Annotated in this window: 14 protein-coding genes, 1 tRNA gene and 1 other RNA gene; 7 read left to right on the top strand and 9 right to left on the bottom strand. The window is 72.7% G+C overall.

Annotation, left to right across the window (positions count from 1 at the left end; translation table 11 throughout):
* Positions 1-54: 54 nt before the first annotated feature.
* The 4 genes from AYX06_RS03725 to aceE form a co-directional block, all read right to left on the bottom strand.
* Positions 55-1,122 carry a beta-ketoacyl-ACP synthase III gene (locus AYX06_RS03725; protein ID WP_062734603.1) on the bottom strand — a complete coding sequence of 356 codons (1,068 nt, stop codon included), beginning with the start codon at positions 1,120-1,122 and terminating at the stop codon, positions 55-57.
* 111 nt (positions 1,123-1,233) lie between these two features.
* The gene (locus AYX06_RS03720; RefSeq protein WP_062734600.1) at positions 1,234-2,148 is read right to left on the bottom strand and encodes an ACP S-malonyltransferase; all 915 of its coding nucleotides are present in this window, start codon (positions 2,146-2,148) and stop codon (positions 1,234-1,236) included.
* Between the two features lie 78 nt (positions 2,149-2,226).
* A complete protein-coding gene (locus AYX06_RS03715) occupies positions 2,227-3,501 on the bottom strand; it encodes a PucR family transcriptional regulator (protein WP_062734597.1) in 1,275 nt (424 codons plus the stop codon).
* Positions 3,502-3,608: 107 nt separating this feature from the next.
* A complete protein-coding gene (gene aceE, locus AYX06_RS03710) occupies positions 3,609-6,347 on the bottom strand; it encodes a pyruvate dehydrogenase (acetyl-transferring), homodimeric type (RefSeq protein WP_062734595.1) in 2,739 nt (912 codons plus the stop codon).
* A gap of 435 nt (positions 6,348-6,782) precedes the next feature.
* On the opposite strand from aceE, the gene AYX06_RS03705 reads away from it, so the two are divergent.
* The 4 genes from AYX06_RS03705 (at position 6,783) to AYX06_RS03690 (ending at position 8,828) form a co-directional block, all read left to right on the top strand.
* The gene (locus AYX06_RS03705; protein WP_047804578.1) at positions 6,783-7,199 is read left to right on the top strand and encodes a DUF3052 domain-containing protein; all 417 of its coding nucleotides are present in this window, start codon (positions 6,783-6,785) and stop codon (positions 7,197-7,199) included.
* 37 nt (positions 7,200-7,236) lie between these two features.
* A complete protein-coding gene (locus tag AYX06_RS03700) occupies positions 7,237-7,695 on the top strand; it encodes a peroxiredoxin (protein ID WP_062734593.1) in 459 nt (152 codons plus the stop codon).
* A gap of 28 nt (positions 7,696-7,723) precedes the next feature.
* Positions 7,724-8,626 (top strand): Sir2 family NAD-dependent protein deacetylase, encoded by a 903-nt coding sequence (locus tag AYX06_RS03695; RefSeq protein WP_062734591.1) that lies wholly within the window; start codon positions 7,724-7,726, stop codon positions 8,624-8,626.
* Positions 8,627-8,755: 129 nt separating this feature from the next.
* Positions 8,756-8,828: transfer RNA gene (locus tag AYX06_RS03690), tRNA-Val, on the top strand.
* A gap of 32 nt (positions 8,829-8,860) precedes the next feature.
* Here the strand turns inward: AYX06_RS03690 and AYX06_RS03685 are convergent.
* Positions 8,861-9,112, bottom strand: coding sequence for a hypothetical protein (locus AYX06_RS03685; protein WP_062734588.1), 252 nt, complete (start codon positions 9,110-9,112; stop codon positions 8,861-8,863).
* A gap of 220 nt (positions 9,113-9,332) precedes the next feature.
* Between AYX06_RS03685 and gndA the strand changes: the two genes are divergently transcribed.
* Positions 9,333-10,790 carry an NADP-dependent phosphogluconate dehydrogenase gene (gndA, locus tag AYX06_RS03680; RefSeq protein ID WP_062734585.1) on the top strand — a complete coding sequence of 486 codons (1,458 nt, stop codon included), beginning with the start codon at positions 9,333-9,335 and terminating at the stop codon, positions 10,788-10,790.
* Positions 10,791-10,888: 98 nt separating this feature from the next.
* Here the strand turns inward: gndA and epsC are convergent, their stop codons facing one another.
* The 3 genes from epsC to msrA form a co-directional block, all read right to left on the bottom strand.
* Positions 10,889-11,473 carry a serine O-acetyltransferase EpsC gene (epsC, locus tag AYX06_RS03675; RefSeq protein ID WP_062734582.1) on the bottom strand — a complete coding sequence of 195 codons (585 nt, stop codon included), beginning with the start codon at positions 11,471-11,473 and terminating at the stop codon, positions 10,889-10,891.
* Positions 11,474-11,658: 185 nt separating this feature from the next.
* Complete coding sequence (gene cysK / locus AYX06_RS03670) at positions 11,659-12,594, bottom strand: cysteine synthase A (protein WP_062734580.1); 936 nt, start codon at positions 12,592-12,594, stop codon at positions 11,659-11,661.
* Between the two features lie 128 nt (positions 12,595-12,722).
* On the bottom strand, positions 12,723-13,301 hold the full coding sequence (gene msrA, locus AYX06_RS03665) for a peptide-methionine (S)-S-oxide reductase MsrA (protein WP_062734578.1): 579 nt from the start codon (positions 13,299-13,301) through the stop codon (positions 12,723-12,725).
* A gap of 91 nt (positions 13,302-13,392) precedes the next feature.
* Here msrA and AYX06_RS03660 point away from each other — a divergent pair, with 91 nt between their 5' ends.
* On the top strand, positions 13,393-14,442 hold the full coding sequence (locus AYX06_RS03660) for a Nif3-like dinuclear metal center hexameric protein (protein ID WP_084271432.1): 1,050 nt from the start codon (positions 13,393-13,395) through the stop codon (positions 14,440-14,442).
* Positions 14,439-15,173, top strand: a complete 735-nt coding sequence (locus AYX06_RS03655; RefSeq protein WP_062734576.1) for a zinc ribbon domain-containing protein — start codon at positions 14,439-14,441, stop codon at positions 15,171-15,173. Before AYX06_RS03660 ends, AYX06_RS03655 begins: the two co-directional genes overlap by 4 nt.
* Positions 15,174-15,198: 25 nt before the next feature.
* On the opposite strand, the gene rnpB is transcribed toward AYX06_RS03655, so the two are convergent.
* An RNA gene (gene rnpB / locus AYX06_RS03650) (RNase P RNA component class A) lies at positions 15,199-15,590 on the bottom strand.
* Positions 15,591-15,592: the final 2 nt, after the last annotated feature.

The following is a 15,592-nucleotide window of genomic DNA, read 5'->3' as shown; positions in this document are numbered from 1 at the left end:
CGCGCCGGGTCCGACACGTGCCCCGACCGGGATCCGGGCACGTGCGGCCGGGGATCAGGGGAGGACGACGACCTGCGCCCCGTAGACCAGGCCGGCGCCGAAGCCGATCTGCAGGGCCAGCCTGCCGGACAGCTCCGGGTGCTCGGCGAGCAGCCGGTGCGTGGCGAGCGGGACGGAGGCGGCGGAGGTGTTGCCGGCGTCGGCGATGTCGCGGGCGATGACCACGGAGTCCGGCAGCTTCAGCGTCTTGGCCATCTGGTCGATGATCCGCATGTTCGCCTGGTGCGGGATGAAGGCGCCGAGGTCCTCGGGCCCCACGCCGGCGACGTCCATGGCCTCCTGGGCCCGCTTGGCGACCTCCCACGAGGCCCAGCGGAAGACCGTCTGCCCGTCCTGGCGCAGCGTGGGCCACAGGGTCGCGTCCTCGCGCACCTCGCCGGTCTCCGGATCGAGGAGGTCGGGGGAGGGGGTGCGCTCCCGGCCCTGCTCCACGGCGCGGATGTCCGTGAGCGGGTGGGTCATCCGGATGGCGTCCCACTTGGAGCCGTCCGAGCCCCACACGGACGGGCCGATGCCGGGGGTCTCGGACCGGCCGACCACCGCCGCGCCGGCGCCGTCGCCGAGCAGGAACGAGATGGAGCGCTCGCTGTTGTCGATGACGTCGGAGAGCTTCTCCACGCCGACGACCAGCACGTAGTCCGCCGCCCCGGAACGCACCAGGGCGTCGGCCTGGGCGACGCCGTAGCAGTAGCCGGCGCAGGCCGCGGAGATGTCGAAGGCGGGCGCCGGGGTGGCACCCAGCCGCTCGGCGAGGGCCGCGGCCGCCGAGGGGGTGAGGTAGGGGAAGGAGATCGTGGAGACGATCACCCCGCCCAGCTGCGAGGCCTCGATCCCGGCGGCGGCCAGCGCCTCCCGGGAGGCGTGCTCGGACATGTCGAGCACGCTCACCTCCTCGGCGGCGCGGTGCCGGGTCCGGATGCCGGTGCGCTGCTGGATCCACTCGTCCGAGGACTCGATCCACTGGCACACGTCGTCGTTGGTCACGACCACGTCCGGGCGGTAGACCCCGAGGCCGAGAATGCGGGAGTGCGCGTTGGTCTGCTGCTGCTTCAGGGTCACCACAGGGGTCGTTGCTCCTTCGTGCGGCCGGGCGCGGCGGTCGGGCCGGCGGGGCGGGGCGGGGCGGCTGCTCCGGCCTCGGGACGTGCCGCGCACCGGGTGCGCGGGCGGACGTCAGACAAGAATACTCCGGGCCTGCTCCAGGTCCTCCGCGGAGTTCACGGCCAGGGCCGGGACGCCCTTCATGCCCCGCTTGGCCAGGCCGGACAGGGTGCCGGCCGGCGGCAGCTCGACCAGCTGCTCGACGCCGCGCTCCAGCAGCGTCTGCATGCACAGGTCCCAGCGGACCGGGCGGCAGACCTGGGCCACGAGCGCGTCGAGGGCCGCCGCGCCGGAGGCCACGGGCGCGCCGTCGGCGTTGGAGAGCAGGGGGTGCACGGGGTCGGCGGGGGAGAGGCCCGCCACGAGCTCGCGGAGGGGCTCGAGGGCGGGGGCCATGTGCTCGGTGTGGAACGCCCCGGCGACCTTCAGGGGCACGACGCGGGCCCGGGCGGGCGGGTGCTCGGCGAGGGCTGCGAGCTGCTCGAGCGTGCCCGCGGCGACGGTCTGCCCGCCGCCGTTGGCGTTGGCGGCGGTGAGCCCGGCCGCCTCGATCGCGGCGCGGACCTCGTCCTCCTTCCCGCCCAGGACGGCGCTCATGCCGGTGGGCAGGGCCGCGGCGGCCTCGGCCATGGCGTTGGCGCGGGTCCGGACGAACGCCATGGCGTCCTCCTCGGTGAGGACGCCGGCCAGCGCGGCGGCGGTGATCTCCCCGACGGAGTGCCCGGCGAGGACCAGGTCCTGTCGCGCGGGGCCGATCCGGTCGGCCAGCAGCCGGCCGGCCACGAGTCCGGCGGCCACGATCAGCGGCTGGGCCACGGCGGTGTCCTTGATGGTCTCCTCGTCCGCCTCGGTCCCGTAGTGCACGAGGTCCAGGCCGGCGGCCTCGCCCAGCCGCTCGAGGTGGGGGCGCACGCCGTCGAGGGCGAGCCACTCGGTGAGGAAGCCGGGTTTCTGGGAGCCCTGTCCGGGGCAGACGATCGCGATCACCCTCACAGCTTGGCAAGGAAGCGCCGCGCGGCGCGGGCGCGGAGGCCACCAACCCACGCGGCGGTGTTTGTAGGGAAGCTACAAGACCGGTGCCGGGGCGGGGGCGGAGGTGTCGAGCGGGGCGCAGGAGTCGGCCAGCCGTCCGGCGAGCAGGGCGCAGTGCAGCACGAACGCGTCCCGCGGGACGAGGGGGTCCCAGCCGGTGAGGTCGCAGATCCGGCGCAGCCGGTAGCGGACCGTGTTCGCGTGCACGAACAGCTCCCGGGCGGTGGCCTCCAGGGAGTGGCCCACGGAGACGTAGGCCGAGAGCGTCTCCGCCAGCCCGGTGGCCGACCGGGTCAGCGGGCGGTAGACCGACTCGACCATCGCCGCGCGTGCGGCCTCGTCCCCGGCCATGGCCCGCTCGGGCCACAGGTCCTCGGAGTGCACCGGGCGCGGGGCGGCCGGCCAGGCCGGGGCCACGGACAGGGCCGCGTGGGCGAGCCGGGCGGAACGGCCCGCCTCGAAGATGGTGGGGGACTCCGGGCCGTAGGCGACCGGCCCGGGCCCGAACGCGGCGGTGAGCTTCTCCAGGGCGGTCTCCCGCTCCACCAGGCCGCCGAGGATGAGCACCAGCCGGTCGCCCTGGATGGACACGAGGGAGTCCTGCGCGTGGCGGGCGGCCAGCCGGCGCAGCCGGGCGACCGTGGCGGGGCCGGTGGCCTCCGGCGCGGAGCCGGTGAGCACGGTGACCGGGCCGGTCGAGGCCCAGCCCAGGGCCGCGACCCGGGAGCGCAGGGAGTCCGAGTGCTCGCCCCGCAGGATCCCGTCGACCACCAGGGACTCCAGCCGGGCGTCCCAGGACCCCCGGTTCTCGGCCGCCCGCGCGTAGACGTCGGCGGCGGCGAAGGCGATCTCCCGCGAGTACCGCAGCACGGCCTCGCGCAGCGCGGCCTCGTCGTGGTGCTTGGCGAGCTCCGGGACCTTCTCCTCGACCACGTCGACCACGATCCGCAGCAGCTGCAGCGCGTACTGCAGCGAGATGGACCGGGTCAGCTCGGTCGGCGCGCTGCGGAAGACCTGGGTGAGCACCCACAGGGGCTCCTCCGGGTCCTCGTACCAGCGCACGAACGAGGAGATGCCGCGCTGGGCCACGAGGCCCAGCTCGGAGCGCTCGTCGGCGCGCAGCTCCTCGAACCAGCCGAGGTCGGTCTCGAGGCGGCGGGTGGCGACCGTCGAGATCGCCCCCAGGTTCGCCTTGAGGTTCTCGAGCGTCTTGGGGTGCGGCGGGGTGACGGGACGGGACTTGTCGGTGGGCCGCTTGCGCGAGGGGCGCAGCCAGCGCGTCGTCGGGTTCCCGTCCTGTCCTGCCATGCCCCGAGCTTAGAGCACGCCCCCGCCTGCCCCCGACCGAGACGACGACGGCGCCCCGGCCACCCGCGCGGGTGGCCGGGGCGCCGTCGGGCGCCGGTGGGCTCGGCTCAGGCGTCGCCGCCGGCGTTGCCCGAGGTCCCGGCGTTGACGTCGTGCAGGCGGTACTTCTCGATCGCCTCGCCCGGGGTGCGCCAGTCGACCTCGCCCCGCTTGGCGAGCATCTCCAGCGCGCGCACCACCATGGAGTGCGAGTCCACGTGGAAGAAGCGGCGGGCGCCCTGCCGGGTGTCGGCGAAGCCGAACCCGTCGGTGCCGAGGGAGGCGAACTCGTTGGGCACGAACTGGCGGATCATGTCCGGCAGGTCCGAGCTGAAGTCCGAGGACGCGACGATCGGCCCGGTCGCCCCGGCGAGCTGCTGGGCCACGAACGGCGTCCGGGTGCCCTCGCCCGGGTTGAGGAACGACTCCTTCTCCGCGGCGAGCCCGTCACGGCGCAGCTCGACCCACGAGGTGACCGACCACACGTCGGCGGAGACGCCCCAGTCCTCGGCGAGCAGCCGCTGGGCGTCCAGGGCCCACGGCACGGCCACGCCGGAGGCGAGCAGCTGGGTGCGGGGTCCGTCCTTCTCGGCGGGCTTGAGCAGGTAGATGCCCTTGAGGATGCCCTCGACGTCCACGTCCTCCGGCTCGGCCGGCTGCTGGTAGGGCTCGTTGTAGACCGTCAGGTAGTACATGACGTCGTGGTCCTCGTCACGGGTCCCGTACATGTGCTCGATCCCGCGCCGGACGATGTGGGCGATCTCGTAGCCGTAGGCCGGGTCGTAGTGGACCACCGCGGGGTTGGTCGAGGCCAGGATCGGGGAGTGCCCGTCGGCGTGCTGGAGCCCCTCGCCGGTGAGCGTGGTCCGCCCGGCGGTCGCGCCGATGAGGAAGCCGCGGGTCAGCTGGTCGGCGGCCGCCCAGAACTCGTCGGCCGTGCGCTGGAAGCCGAACATCGAGTAGTAGATGTAGACCGGGATCATCGGCTCGCCGTGCGTGGCGTAGGAGGTGCCGGCGGCGGTGAACGCCGCGCTCGCGCCCGCCTCGTTGATGCCCGGGTGCAGGATGACGCCCTGCACGGACTCCTTGTAGGCGAGCATGAGCTCGCGGTCCACGGAGAGGTAGTTCTGCCCGTTGGGGTTGTAGATCTTCGCCGTGGGGAAGAACGAGTCCATCCCGAAGGTGCGCGCCTCGTCCGGGATGATCGGCACGATCCGGTGGCCGAAGTCCTTCTCCCGCAGCAGGTCCTTGAGGATGCGCACGAACGCCATGGTCGTGGCGGCCATCTGCTTGCCCGAGCCCTTCTTGGCCGACTTGTAGGCGGCGTCGGTGGGCAGCGTGATCTCCTGCTGCTGGTGCGGGCGGTCCGGGACGAACCCGCCCAGCTCCTTGCGCCGCTCGAGCAGGTACTTGATCTCCGGGGCGTCCGGGCCCGGGTGGTAGTAGGGGGCGTTGTAGAGGTCGGCCTCGATCTGCTCGTCGGAGACCGGGATGCGCAGGTGGTCGCGGAAGGCCTTGAGGTCCTCCAGGGTGAGCTTCTTCATCTGGTGGGTCGCGTTGCGCGCCTCGAAGTGGCTGCCCAGCCCGTAGCCCTTGACGCCCTGGGCCAGGATGACGGTCGGCTGGCCCTTGTGCTCCATGGCTGCCTTGTAGGCGGCGTAGACCTTGTGGTAGTCGTGCGCGCCGCGCTTGAGCTCCCAGATCTCGTCGTCGCTCATGTCCGCGACGAGCTCCTTGGTGGCCGGGGACTTCCCGAAGAAGTGGTCGCGGATGAACCCGCCGGACTCGGCCTTGTAGGTCTGGTAGTCGCCGTCGAGGGTCTCGTTCATGATCCGGACCAGCTCGCCGTCCCGGTCCTTGGCGAGCAGCTGGTCCCACTCCCGGCCCCACAGCACCTTGATGACGTTCCAGCCGGCGCCGCGGAAGAAGGCCTCCAGCTCCTGGACGATCTTGCCGTTGCCGCGCACCGGCCCGTCCAGGCGCTGCAGGTTGCAGTTGACCACGAAGGTGAGGTTGTCCAGCTTGTCGTTGGCGGCCAGCTGCAGCGCGCCGCGGCTCTCCACCTCGTCCATCTCGCCGTCGCCCAGGAACGCCCAGACGTGCTGGTCGGAGGTGTCCTTGATGCCGCGGTTGTCCAGGTAGCGGTTGAACTGCGCCTGGTAGATCGCGTTCAGCGGGCCGATGCCCATGGACACGGTGGGGAACTGCCAGAAATCCGGCATGGACCGCGGGTGGGGGTAGGAGGACAGGCCGTGGGGCGCCTTGGTCTTCTCCTGGCGGAACGCGTCCAACTGCTCCTCGGTGAGCCGCCCCTCCAGGTAGGCGCGCGCGTAGTTGCCCGGCGCCGAGTGGCCCTGCCAGAACACCTGGTCGCCGCCGCCGGGGTGCTCGGGGCCGCGGAAGAAGTGGTTGAGCCCCACCTCGTAGAGGGTGGCCACGCCGGCGTAGGAGGAGATGTGCCCGCCCACCCCGATCTCGGGGCGCTGGGCGCGGTGCACCATCACGGCGGCGTTCCAGCGCAGGTACGCGCGGTAGCGCCGCTCGACCTCCTCGTCGCCCGGGAAGTCCGGCTCCTGGTCCACGGGGATCGAGTTGACGTAGTCGGTGGTGGTCACCATCGGCACGCCCACGCTCTTGGCGCCGGCGTGCTGGAGCAGGGCGCGCATGATGTACTGCGCCCGTTCCGTGCCCTGCGTCTCGATCAGGCCCTCGAAGGACTCGATCCACTCCCGGGTCTCCTCGGTGTCGGAGTCCTTGAGGTTGTTGGTCAAGCCACTGAGGATGTGGTGGTTGCTGGATGAAGGCACGTTGAACCTCTCTTCGTCGAGTTGCCGGGCAGGACCCGGGCGAGCGCACGCGCGAGCGCGGCCGGGCTGTTCCGACAGTCTCAAAATACCCGCCGACCGCTCCGCTTCCCGGGCGCCACCCGCGGGGGTGGGGCGTCCGGGGACCGGCCCGCCGTGCGGATCGCGCCGGCGGGGTGTTCCAGGCGTACGGGGTGTCTGTTGGCACCATGTTTCCACACCCGGGACCGACCGTCACACGCGGGCGCGGCCCACGATTCGGGGGGACGTCACCGTGCGGGAGCTTGAAAGACACCCTGATCCGGTGTTGTCTGGAGGATGAAGCCGGTATCCGGCCCGCCACCGTGCCCCCGCGGTCCGCCGACGGGCAGGCGGAGCCCCGCACCGGTACGCAGTGCGCGGTCGCTCGTCGGCCCGATCCCAGAAGGAGCAAGAACAGTGAGCGAGGCCAAGACCACCGCGGGCGACGCGGTAGTCCAGCTCGGTTTCAAGGATGGCGACTACATCCAGGAGTTCGGATACGACGAGGACGTCGACCTCGACCTGAGAGAGGGCATCGAGGACCTGATCGGTTCCGATCTGCTCGACGAGGAGGACCAGGAGGTCGTCGACGCCGTGCTGCTGTGGTTCCGCGAGGGCGACGGCGACCTCGTGGACACCCTGGTGGACGTCCAGACCACCCTGGACGACGGCGGCGTGGTGTGGGTGCTGACCCCCAAGGCCGGGCGCGACGGCTACGTGCCGCCCGCCGAGGTCCAGGAAGCGGCTCCCACAGCGGGGCTGCACGTGACCACGACCGCGCGGGTCAGCGCGGACTGGGCCGCGACCCGTCTCATGCCCAAGCGCAACGTCTGAGCACGCGCCCCGGCGTCCACACCACAGGAGACCACCCATGCCCGAGATCGGCGACACCGCCCCGGACTTCACGCTGCCGAACCAGTTCGGCGAGCCGGTCACCCTGAGCGGACTGCGGGGACGGCCTGTGAGCATCGTCTTCTACCCCTTCGCCTTCTCCGGGACCTGCACCGGGGAGCTGTGCCGGCTCCAGGACAACCTGGCGGTGTTCGACGACGCCGGCGTGAGGCTGCTGGCGGTGTCCGTGGACTCCAAGTACGCGCTGCGGGCGTTCGCGCGCGAGGAGTCCTTCGAGTTCGACCTGCTCTCCGACTTCTGGCCGCACGGGGCCGTGGCCGAGCGCTACGGCGTCTTCGACCCCGTGTCGGGGCAGGCGGAGCGGGCCACGTTCGTGCTCGACGCCCAGGGCGTCGTCGTCGACGCCTTCCGGGCCCAGCCCGGGACGCCGCGGGAGCTCGAGGCCTACCGCGCCGCCCTGGCCAAGCTGCCGGCCTGAGGCCCCGGCGCCGTCCGAGCGACCAGCGATGCCCACCGTGCGTGCCGGCTACGGCGCCCCCGTCGGTCCCGACCAGTTCCCCGATCCCGACGCCGCGGGCCTGGACGAGGGGCTCGACGCCGCCGTCCCGCTGCTGGCCGGGCGGCGGACCGCGGTGCTGACGGGCGCGGGGATCAGCACCGACTCCGGGATCCCGGACTACCGCGGCCCCGGCTCGGCCCCGCGCACCCCCATGACCTTCCAGCAGTTCATGGCCGGCCCCGCGATGCGCAGCCACTACTGGGCGCGCAACCAGTACGGCTGGCGGCACCTCGAGCGGGCCGACCCCAACCCCGGCCACGGGGCCCTCGCCCGGCTCGAGGCCGCCGGAGCGGTCGCCGGCGTCGTCACGCAGAACATCGACCGCCTGCACCAGGCGGCGGGCTCCCTCAACGTCGTGGACCTGCACGGGCGCTTCACCCGCGTGCTGTGCATGCGGTGCGGCACGCGGATCCCGCGGGCGGTGCTCTCCGACCTCTTCGACGAGCTCAATCCCGGCTTCTACGACTCGATCGGCTCGCCGGAGGACATCGAGTTCGCCCCGGACGCCGACGCGGTGCTGCCGCGCACGGCGGGCTTCCGCGTGCCCGACTGCCCCGTCTGCGGCGGGATCCTCAAGCCCGACGTCGTCTTCTTCGGCGAGAACGCCCCGCGGCACCGTGTGCTGCGGGCGCTGCGGATGGTGGACACCGCTGACGCCCTCCTGGTGGTCGGCTCCTCCCTCACCGTGAACTCGGGGCGCCGGTTCGTCCGGCACGCCGTGCGCGCCGGCGTGCCGGTGCTGATCGTCAACCACGGCCGGACCCGCGGGGACGCCGCGGCCCGGGTGAAGGTCGACGCCCCCGCCAGCGAGTTCCTGGTCCGGCTCGAACAGCGACTCGCCCGCCCGTAGAATGGAGCCCGGATGTGGCCAACGCCACAGCCGCGACGGGCGTCCTGCACGGTTACCAGCTGGTAGCAACGGGTAGCCTGTTCGGGAACCGGGTGCTGGCGGTTGCAGAAATCGTCCACCCGGTTGTCAGGGTCTTTAGCTCAGCTGGTAGAGCGCCACGTTTACACCGTGGATGTCATCGGTTCGATCCCGGTAGGACCCACGTGCCCCGCGGGCCGCCGGTACGGGCCGCGGCTAGCGGAAGTACACCTGCTTGCCTCCGGGCAGCCTGCAGACGACCACGATGCTCCCCTCGCGGTCCGCCTTCCGGGCCTTCTTCACGTAGGCGGAGGCCTTGCCCCCGCACAGTTGTGCCGCCCTCTCGCTGGCGCGGTCGATCGTGGCCTCGTTGAGCACCTGCTTGCCGCCCACCACCAGGTCGACCTTGCCGTCGGCGGCGGCGGCCGGCGCGAACCCGGCGCCCGACCACAGTGCGGCACACGCCACCGCCCCGATCGCGGTTCTCCTCCACGCCTGCATCCCTACCCCCCCTGGGCTCTGGTTGCGATGGCACCACCGTAGGGCCCACGACCGGTGTGCGGGGTTTGTGACACGAGGTGTCCGGCGGGCCGTCTCGTCCGCGGCCGGGCGTCCGTGCGGGTCCCGTGCGCGGGGCGCCGAGCGGGGACCGGTCGGAGCCGCCCGCCAGGGTTTGTAGGCTGGGGGCATGGCAGCAGAACAGAAAGCTCAGATCGGCGTGACCGGCCTCGCGGTCATGGGCGCCAACCTCGCCCGCAACTTCGCCCGGCACGGGTACACCGTCGCCCTCCACAACCGTTCGGTGTCCAAGACCGACGCCCTCCTCGAGGCCCACGGGTCCGAGGGGAACTTCATCCGCACCGAGACCCTGCAGGAACTCGTCGACTCCCTGGAGACCCCCCGCCGCATCCTGGTGATGGTCAAGGCCGGGGCGCCGGTGGACGCGGTGATCGAGCAGCTCGTGCCGCTGCTGGAGAAGGACGACATCATCATCGACGGCGGCAACTCCTACTTCCAGGACACCCGGCGCCGGGAGCGGGAGCTGGCCGCCCAGGGCATCGACTTCGTCGGGGTCGGGGTCTCGGGCGGTGAGGAGGGCGCCCTGCTCGGGCCGTCCATCATGCCCGGCGGCCCGCGCAAGTCCTACGACGCGCTGGGGCCGCTGCTGGAGGACATCGCGGCCAAGGCCGAGGACGGCAAGCCGTGCTGCGCCTGGATCGACACGGACGGGGCCGGACACTTCGTGAAGATGGTGCACAACGGCATCGAGTACGCCGACATGCAGGTCATCGGCGAGGCACACGAGCTGCTGCGCGCCGTCGCGGGCCTGGAGCCGGGGGAGCAGGCCGAGGTCTTCGAGCAGTGGAACACCACGGAGCTGGCCTCCTACCTCATCGAGATCACCGCCCACGTGCTGCGCCAGGTCGACGCCCGCACCGGGGCTCCGCTGATCGACGTGATCGTCGACGCCGCGGGCCAGAAGGGCACCGGCCGCTGGACCGTCCAGGAGGCCTTGGAGCTCGGCTCGCCGGTCACCGCGATCGCCGAGTCCGTATTCGCCCGCGCGCTCTCCTCCGCCGAGCCCGAGATGCGCCTCGAGGCCCAGCGCGTGCTGCCGGCCGGGATCGGAGGCACCACCGAGGACGTCGTGCACGACCCCGAGTTCGTCGAGGACGTGCGCAAGGCCCTCTACGCCTCCAAGCTCGTGTCCTACGCCCAGGGCCTGGACATGCTCACCATGGCCGGGGCGGAGTACGGCTGGGACCTCGATCTGGCGACCATCGCGTCGCTGTGGCGGGAGGGCTGCATCATCCGGGCGCAGCTGCTGGAGGTCATCATGGAGGCCTACCAGGGGGAGGCGGCCCCGGCGAACCTGCTCTTCGCCCCGCAGTTCGTCGCCGCGATCGAGGACGCCCTGCCGTCCTGGCGCCGGGTGGTGGCCCGGGCGGTGGAGCGCGGGATCCCGGCCCCGGTGTTCGCCTCCACGCTGAACTACTACGACTCCCTGCGCCGTCCGCGGCTCAACGCGGCCCTGACCCAGGGGCTGCGCGACTACTTCGGGGCGCACACCTACCGGCGCACCGACGACGCCGAGGGCGTCTACCACACCCTGTGGTCCGGGGACCGCTCCGAGGTCGTCGCCTAGTCGCGACTGCACCTCGCCACCATGCAGGAGGGCCACGCACCGTCGGGTGCGTGGCCCTCCTGCGTCGCCGTGGCCGGGGACTTCTGGACCGGCGCGGCCTAGATCCACATCGCGGGGTCGATGTAGGTGGAGGGGTCCACCAGCGGCTGCTGCTTCTCCGGGGTGCGCGGGCGCACCTTGCCGGGGATCCCGGTCACGATCGCGTCCTCGGGCACGTCCTTGACCACCACGGCGTTGGCGCCGACCGCCGAGTCCGCCCCGATCTCCACGGGACCGAGGATCTTCGCCCCGGCGCCGATCACCACGCGGTCGCCCACGGTGGGGTGGCGCTTGACCTTCTCCAGGGACCGGCCGCCGAGGGTCACCCCGTGGTAGATCATCACGTCCTCGCCGATCTCGGCGGTCTCCCCGATGACCACGCCCATGCCGTGGTCGATGAAGAAGCGACGACCGATGACGGCGCCGGGATGGATCTCGACGCCGGTGAGGAACCGGCCGAGCTGGGAGACCGTCCGGGCGAGCAGCCGCCGCTCCGGGTGCTGCCACAGCAGGTGCGAGAGGCGGTGGATCCAGATGGCGTGCAGACCCGAGTAGTTGAGGGCGATCTCCAGCCGGGAGCGGGCGGCGGGGTCGTGCGTGCGGGCCGTCTGCAGGTCCTCGGCGAGTCTGCTCCAGAAACTCAAGATCTTCCTCTGTTCTTCCGGGGGTCGGTTCTTCCGGGGCGGTGGCCCGGTCCGCGGCGCGGATCCACGCGGACCGGTTGCGGGGTGCGAACCGGAACGACCCGCCCACCTCCGGGGCAACGTCGCCGGGAGGCGGCGCTATTCCCGGAAGGGGCGGGTCGTCGGCGCGGAGCGCCCGGGCCGGATCAGCCGCGGATGTCCTCGTAGAGCAGCGTGGAGATGTAGCGCTCCCCGTAGTCGCAGACGATCGCCACGATCAGCTTGTCCCGGTTCTCCTCCTTGGCGGCCTCCTGGAGGGCGGCCCACACGATGGCGCCCGAGGAGATCCCGCCGAGGATGCCCTCCTTGGTGCCCAGTTCCCGGGCCACGCGCACGGAGTCCTCGACGGTCACGTCGTAGACGTCGTCGTAGATCTCCCGGTCGAGGATGTCCGGGACGAAGTTCGCGCCCAGGCCCTGGATCTTGTGGGGGCCCGCCTTGCCCTCGGTCAGCAGCGGGGAGTCGGCCGGCTCGACCACGAGCAGCCGGATGTCCGGCTTCTGCTCGCGCAGGTACCGGCCCGCGCCGGTGATGGTGCCGCCGGTGCCCACGCCCGAGATGAAGATGTCGATCTGCCCGTCGGTGTCCTCCCAGACCTCGGGGCCGGTGGTGGCGTAGTGGACGGCCGGGTTCGCCTCGTTGGCGAACTGGCTGGCCAGGACGGCGTTCTCGGTGCTCTCGACGATCTCGCGGGCCTTGTCGACCGCCCCGCGCATGCCCTCGGCGCCGGGGGTGAGCACGATCTGGGCGCCGTAGGCGCGCAGCATGACCCGGCGCTCCGTGGACATGGTCTCGGGCATGGTCAGGATGACCTTGTACCCGCGCGCCGCGCCGACCATGGCCAGGGCGATGCCGGTGTTGCCGGAGGTGCCCTCCACGATCGTGCCGCCCGGCTTGAGCTTGCCGGACTTCTCCGCGGCGTCGATGATGGCCACGCCGATCCGGTCCTTGACCGAGTTGGCCGGGTTGTAGAACTCCAGCTTCACGGCGACGTTGCCGGGCAGGCCCTCGTCGAGCCGGTTCAGGTGGACGAGCGGGGTGCGGCCCACGATCTCGGTGACGTCGTTGTAGATCTTCGCCATGTGCATACCTCGGTTTCTGCGTGGTCGGTTCTCGGTGGGGTGGGAACGTGCTCCTGAGCCGCCGGGGCCCTGGGGGTGACCGCGGCGGCGCGGTCCTAGCTCAGCCTAGCCAGGCTCCGCAACTGCTACTACGCGGTAAGCCACGCGGAGTAACGTTGCCGGACCTTGGCCAGCTTGGGATTGATGATCACCTGGCAGTACCCGTTCCAGGGCTGCGCGGCGTAGAAGTCCTGGTGCTCCGGCTCGGCCTCCCAGAACGTGCCCAGCGGCTCGAGGGTGGTGACGATCGGCCGGTCCCACAGCGGCTGCGTGCGCTCGATCGCGGCCGCGAACAGCTCCCGCTGGTCGTCGTCGGCCCAGAACATCGCCGAGCGGTACTGGGTGCCGACGTCGTAGCCCTGCCGGTTGAGGGTGGTGGGGTCGTGGCCGGTGAAGAAGAGGTCGAGGATCACGTCCGCCGGCACGACGGAGGGATCGAAGGTCACGGCGACCGCCTCGGCGTGCCCGGTGTGGCCGGAGCAGACCTCGTAGTAGGTGGGACGGTCCGTGGCGCCGCCGGTGTAGCCGGAGACCACGGAGGTGACGCCCCGCGTGATCCGGTACACCGCGTCGAGGCACCAGAAGCACCCGCCCGCGAGCACGAAGGTCACGGAGGCGGGGCGGTCGTCGGGGACGGGGCGTGCGTCGTCGAACTCGGGAGAGGCCATGCCGGGTACAACACCGCGCCGCGCGCAACATTCCCGCGCCACCGCCCGGACCCGCCCGGGTCCCCCGCGCAGGGACTCCTAGACTGGGCCCATGAGCCAGCAGAGCACGTCCCCGACCGGGCCCGCCCCCACGCTGTCGGAGGTGCTCGAGGCCGTCGAAGCGCTCTGGCCGCTGCACCTGCAGGAGCCCTGGGACGCCAGCGGGCTCGTCACCGGGCGCCCGGAGCAGCCCGTGCGCCGGATCCTCTTCGCCGTGGACCCCGTGGCCGACGTGGTCGCCGAGGCCGTCTCCACCGGCACCGACCTGCTCCTCACCCACCACCCGCTGCTGCTGCGCGGCGTCACCTCCGTGGCCGCGGACGGCTTCAAGGGCGCGGTGGTGCACGAGCTCATCGAACACCGGTGCGCCCTGCTCGCCTGCCACACCAACGCGGACTCCGCCCCGGACGGCGTCTCGGACGCCGTGGCCCGCGCCGCCGGGCTCACGACGACGACACCCCTGGCACCGCACCCGGCCGACCCCGCCGTGGGCATCGGCCGGGTGGGCGAGCTGCCCGAGCCGGTGTCCCTGGCGCAGCTGGCGCGGCGCCTGGCCGCCGCCGTGCCCGCCACCGCCCACGGGGTCCGCGTGGCGGGGGACCCCGACACCCCGGTGCGCCGCGTCGCGGTGTGCGGCGGGGCGGGGGACTCCCTCTTCGACGAGGTGCGGGCCAGCGGCGCCGACGTCTACGTCACCGCCGACCTGCGCCACCACCCCGCCTCCGAGGCTCGCGAGGCGGCCCTGGGTCCGGGCGCGGACGGCACCCCCTGCCTCGTGGACCTCTCCCACTTCGCCAGCGAGTGGCTGTGGCTGCCCGTGGGCGCGGCGGCGCTGCGCGCGGCGCTGGCCGCGCGCGGCCACGACGTGGCGGTCGAGGTCTCGGTGCGCCGCTCCGACCCGTGGGACTTCCGCGTCGACCACCCTGCCCTCGATCACCCCGCCCCCGATCACCCTGTCCACGACCACCCTGTCCACGACCACGGGGCCGCCGGCCGACCGGGTCACGACCACCCCGCCCCGGACCACTCTGTCCACGATCACCGGTCCGCCTTCCGCCCCGGCCACGACCGTCCCGGCCCCACCGCAGGAGGACCCGCATGAGCACCGCCACGCCCGAACAGCAACGAGCGCTCCTGGAGCTCGAGCGCGTCGACGCCCGGCTGCGCCGCATCGCGGCCCGGATCGCGGAGCTGAGGGCCGATCCCGAGGTCGCCGCCGCGCTGCAGCTGCGGGCCCGGGCCATCGCCGCGGCCAAGGATCTCGACGCCGGGGAGCAGGACATCCGGCAGCGGCTGGCCGCGGCGGAGGAGAAGGTCGCCCGCGTCCAGGCCTCCATCGAGAAGGACCGCCGCCGCCTGGAGCAGGGCGGGACCGCCAAGGACCTCATGGGGCTGCAGCACGAGATCGACACCCGCACCCGCCAGCTGGCAGCGGCGGAGGAGGCGGAGCTGGAGCTCATGCAGGAGCTCGACGACGCGGCGGAGCACCGCGCCCGCATCACCCCGCGGCTCAGGGCGGCGGACGCTGACGCCCGGCGGCGCGTGGCCGCCCGGGACGAGGAGGGGCAGGCACTCACGGCGGAGCGCGAGGAACTGGCGGCCACGCGCGCGGCCGCGGCGCAGGCCGTGGGCGCACCCGCGCTGGTCGCCCGGTACGAGAAGATCCGCACCGGCCGCGGCACGGAGCGCCCGGCGGCCGCGGAGCTGCGCGGCAGCGTGTGCGGGTCGTGCGGGACCGCGCTGAGCCCCACGGACGCCGCGACCTTCCGGGCGGCGGCCGAGGACGAGGTCCTCACCTGCCCGGAGTGCGGGGTGATCCTGGTCCGCGGCTGACCGCCGGCGGGCCGGGGAGGAACGAGGGACAGGCCGGCCTGTAAGCCGGGTTCTGTGCACACGGCCGGTCGCCCGGGCCGTGCTGGTGACCATCCATCTAGGCCCGCCGTTGCCGACGGGCTCCAGCGGCCTACCCGGGTGCTCGGGCGAGCAGCCCTCGGGCGCACCCTGTCTGGCCTTGCTCCGGATGGGGTTTACCGAGCCGCGCCGGTCACCCGGCGCGCTGGTGGTCTCTTACACCACCTTTTCACCCTCACCCGCTGCCCGGACGGACCGGGGGCGGGCGGTCTGTTTTCTGTGGCACTTTCCTGCGGGTTCCCCCGAGTGGGCGTTGCCCACCATCCTGCTCTGCGGAGCCCGGACTTTCCTCGCGCCGACGACCCGGAGGTCGCGGCCCGCGGTCACCCGGCCGGCCTGTC

This window comes from Kocuria turfanensis (assembly GCF_001580365.1).
Classification (GTDB): Bacteria; Actinomycetota; Actinomycetes; order Actinomycetales; family Micrococcaceae; genus Kocuria; species Kocuria turfanensis.
Note: the sequence above shows the minus strand (reverse complement) of the source record. Positions and strands in the feature narration are given on the sequence as shown.

Coding starts and splice junctions, on each gene's coding strand:
- AYX06_RS03715 (WP_062734597.1), bottom strand. CDS start 3,501: ATGGCAGGACAGGACGGGAACCCGACGACGCGCTGGCTGCGCCCCTCG.
- AYX06_RS03700 (WP_062734593.1), top strand. CDS start 7,237: ATGCCCGAGATCGGCGACACCGCCCCGGACTTCACGCTGCCGAACCAG.
- AYX06_RS03695 (WP_062734591.1), top strand. CDS start 7,724: ATGCCCACCGTGCGTGCCGGCTACGGCGCCCCCGTCGGTCCCGACCAG.
- gndA (WP_062734585.1), top strand. CDS start 9,333: ATGGCAGCAGAACAGAAAGCTCAGATCGGCGTGACCGGCCTCGCGGTC.
- cysK (WP_062734580.1), bottom strand. CDS start 12,594: ATGGCGAAGATCTACAACGACGTCACCGAGATCGTGGGCCGCACCCCG.
- msrA (WP_062734578.1), bottom strand. CDS start 13,301: ATGGCCTCTCCCGAGTTCGACGACGCACGCCCCGTCCCCGACGACCGC.
- AYX06_RS03660 (WP_084271432.1), top strand. CDS start 13,393: ATGAGCCAGCAGAGCACGTCCCCGACCGGGCCCGCCCCCACGCTGTCG.
- AYX06_RS03655 (WP_062734576.1), top strand. CDS start 14,439: ATGAGCACCGCCACGCCCGAACAGCAACGAGCGCTCCTGGAGCTCGAG.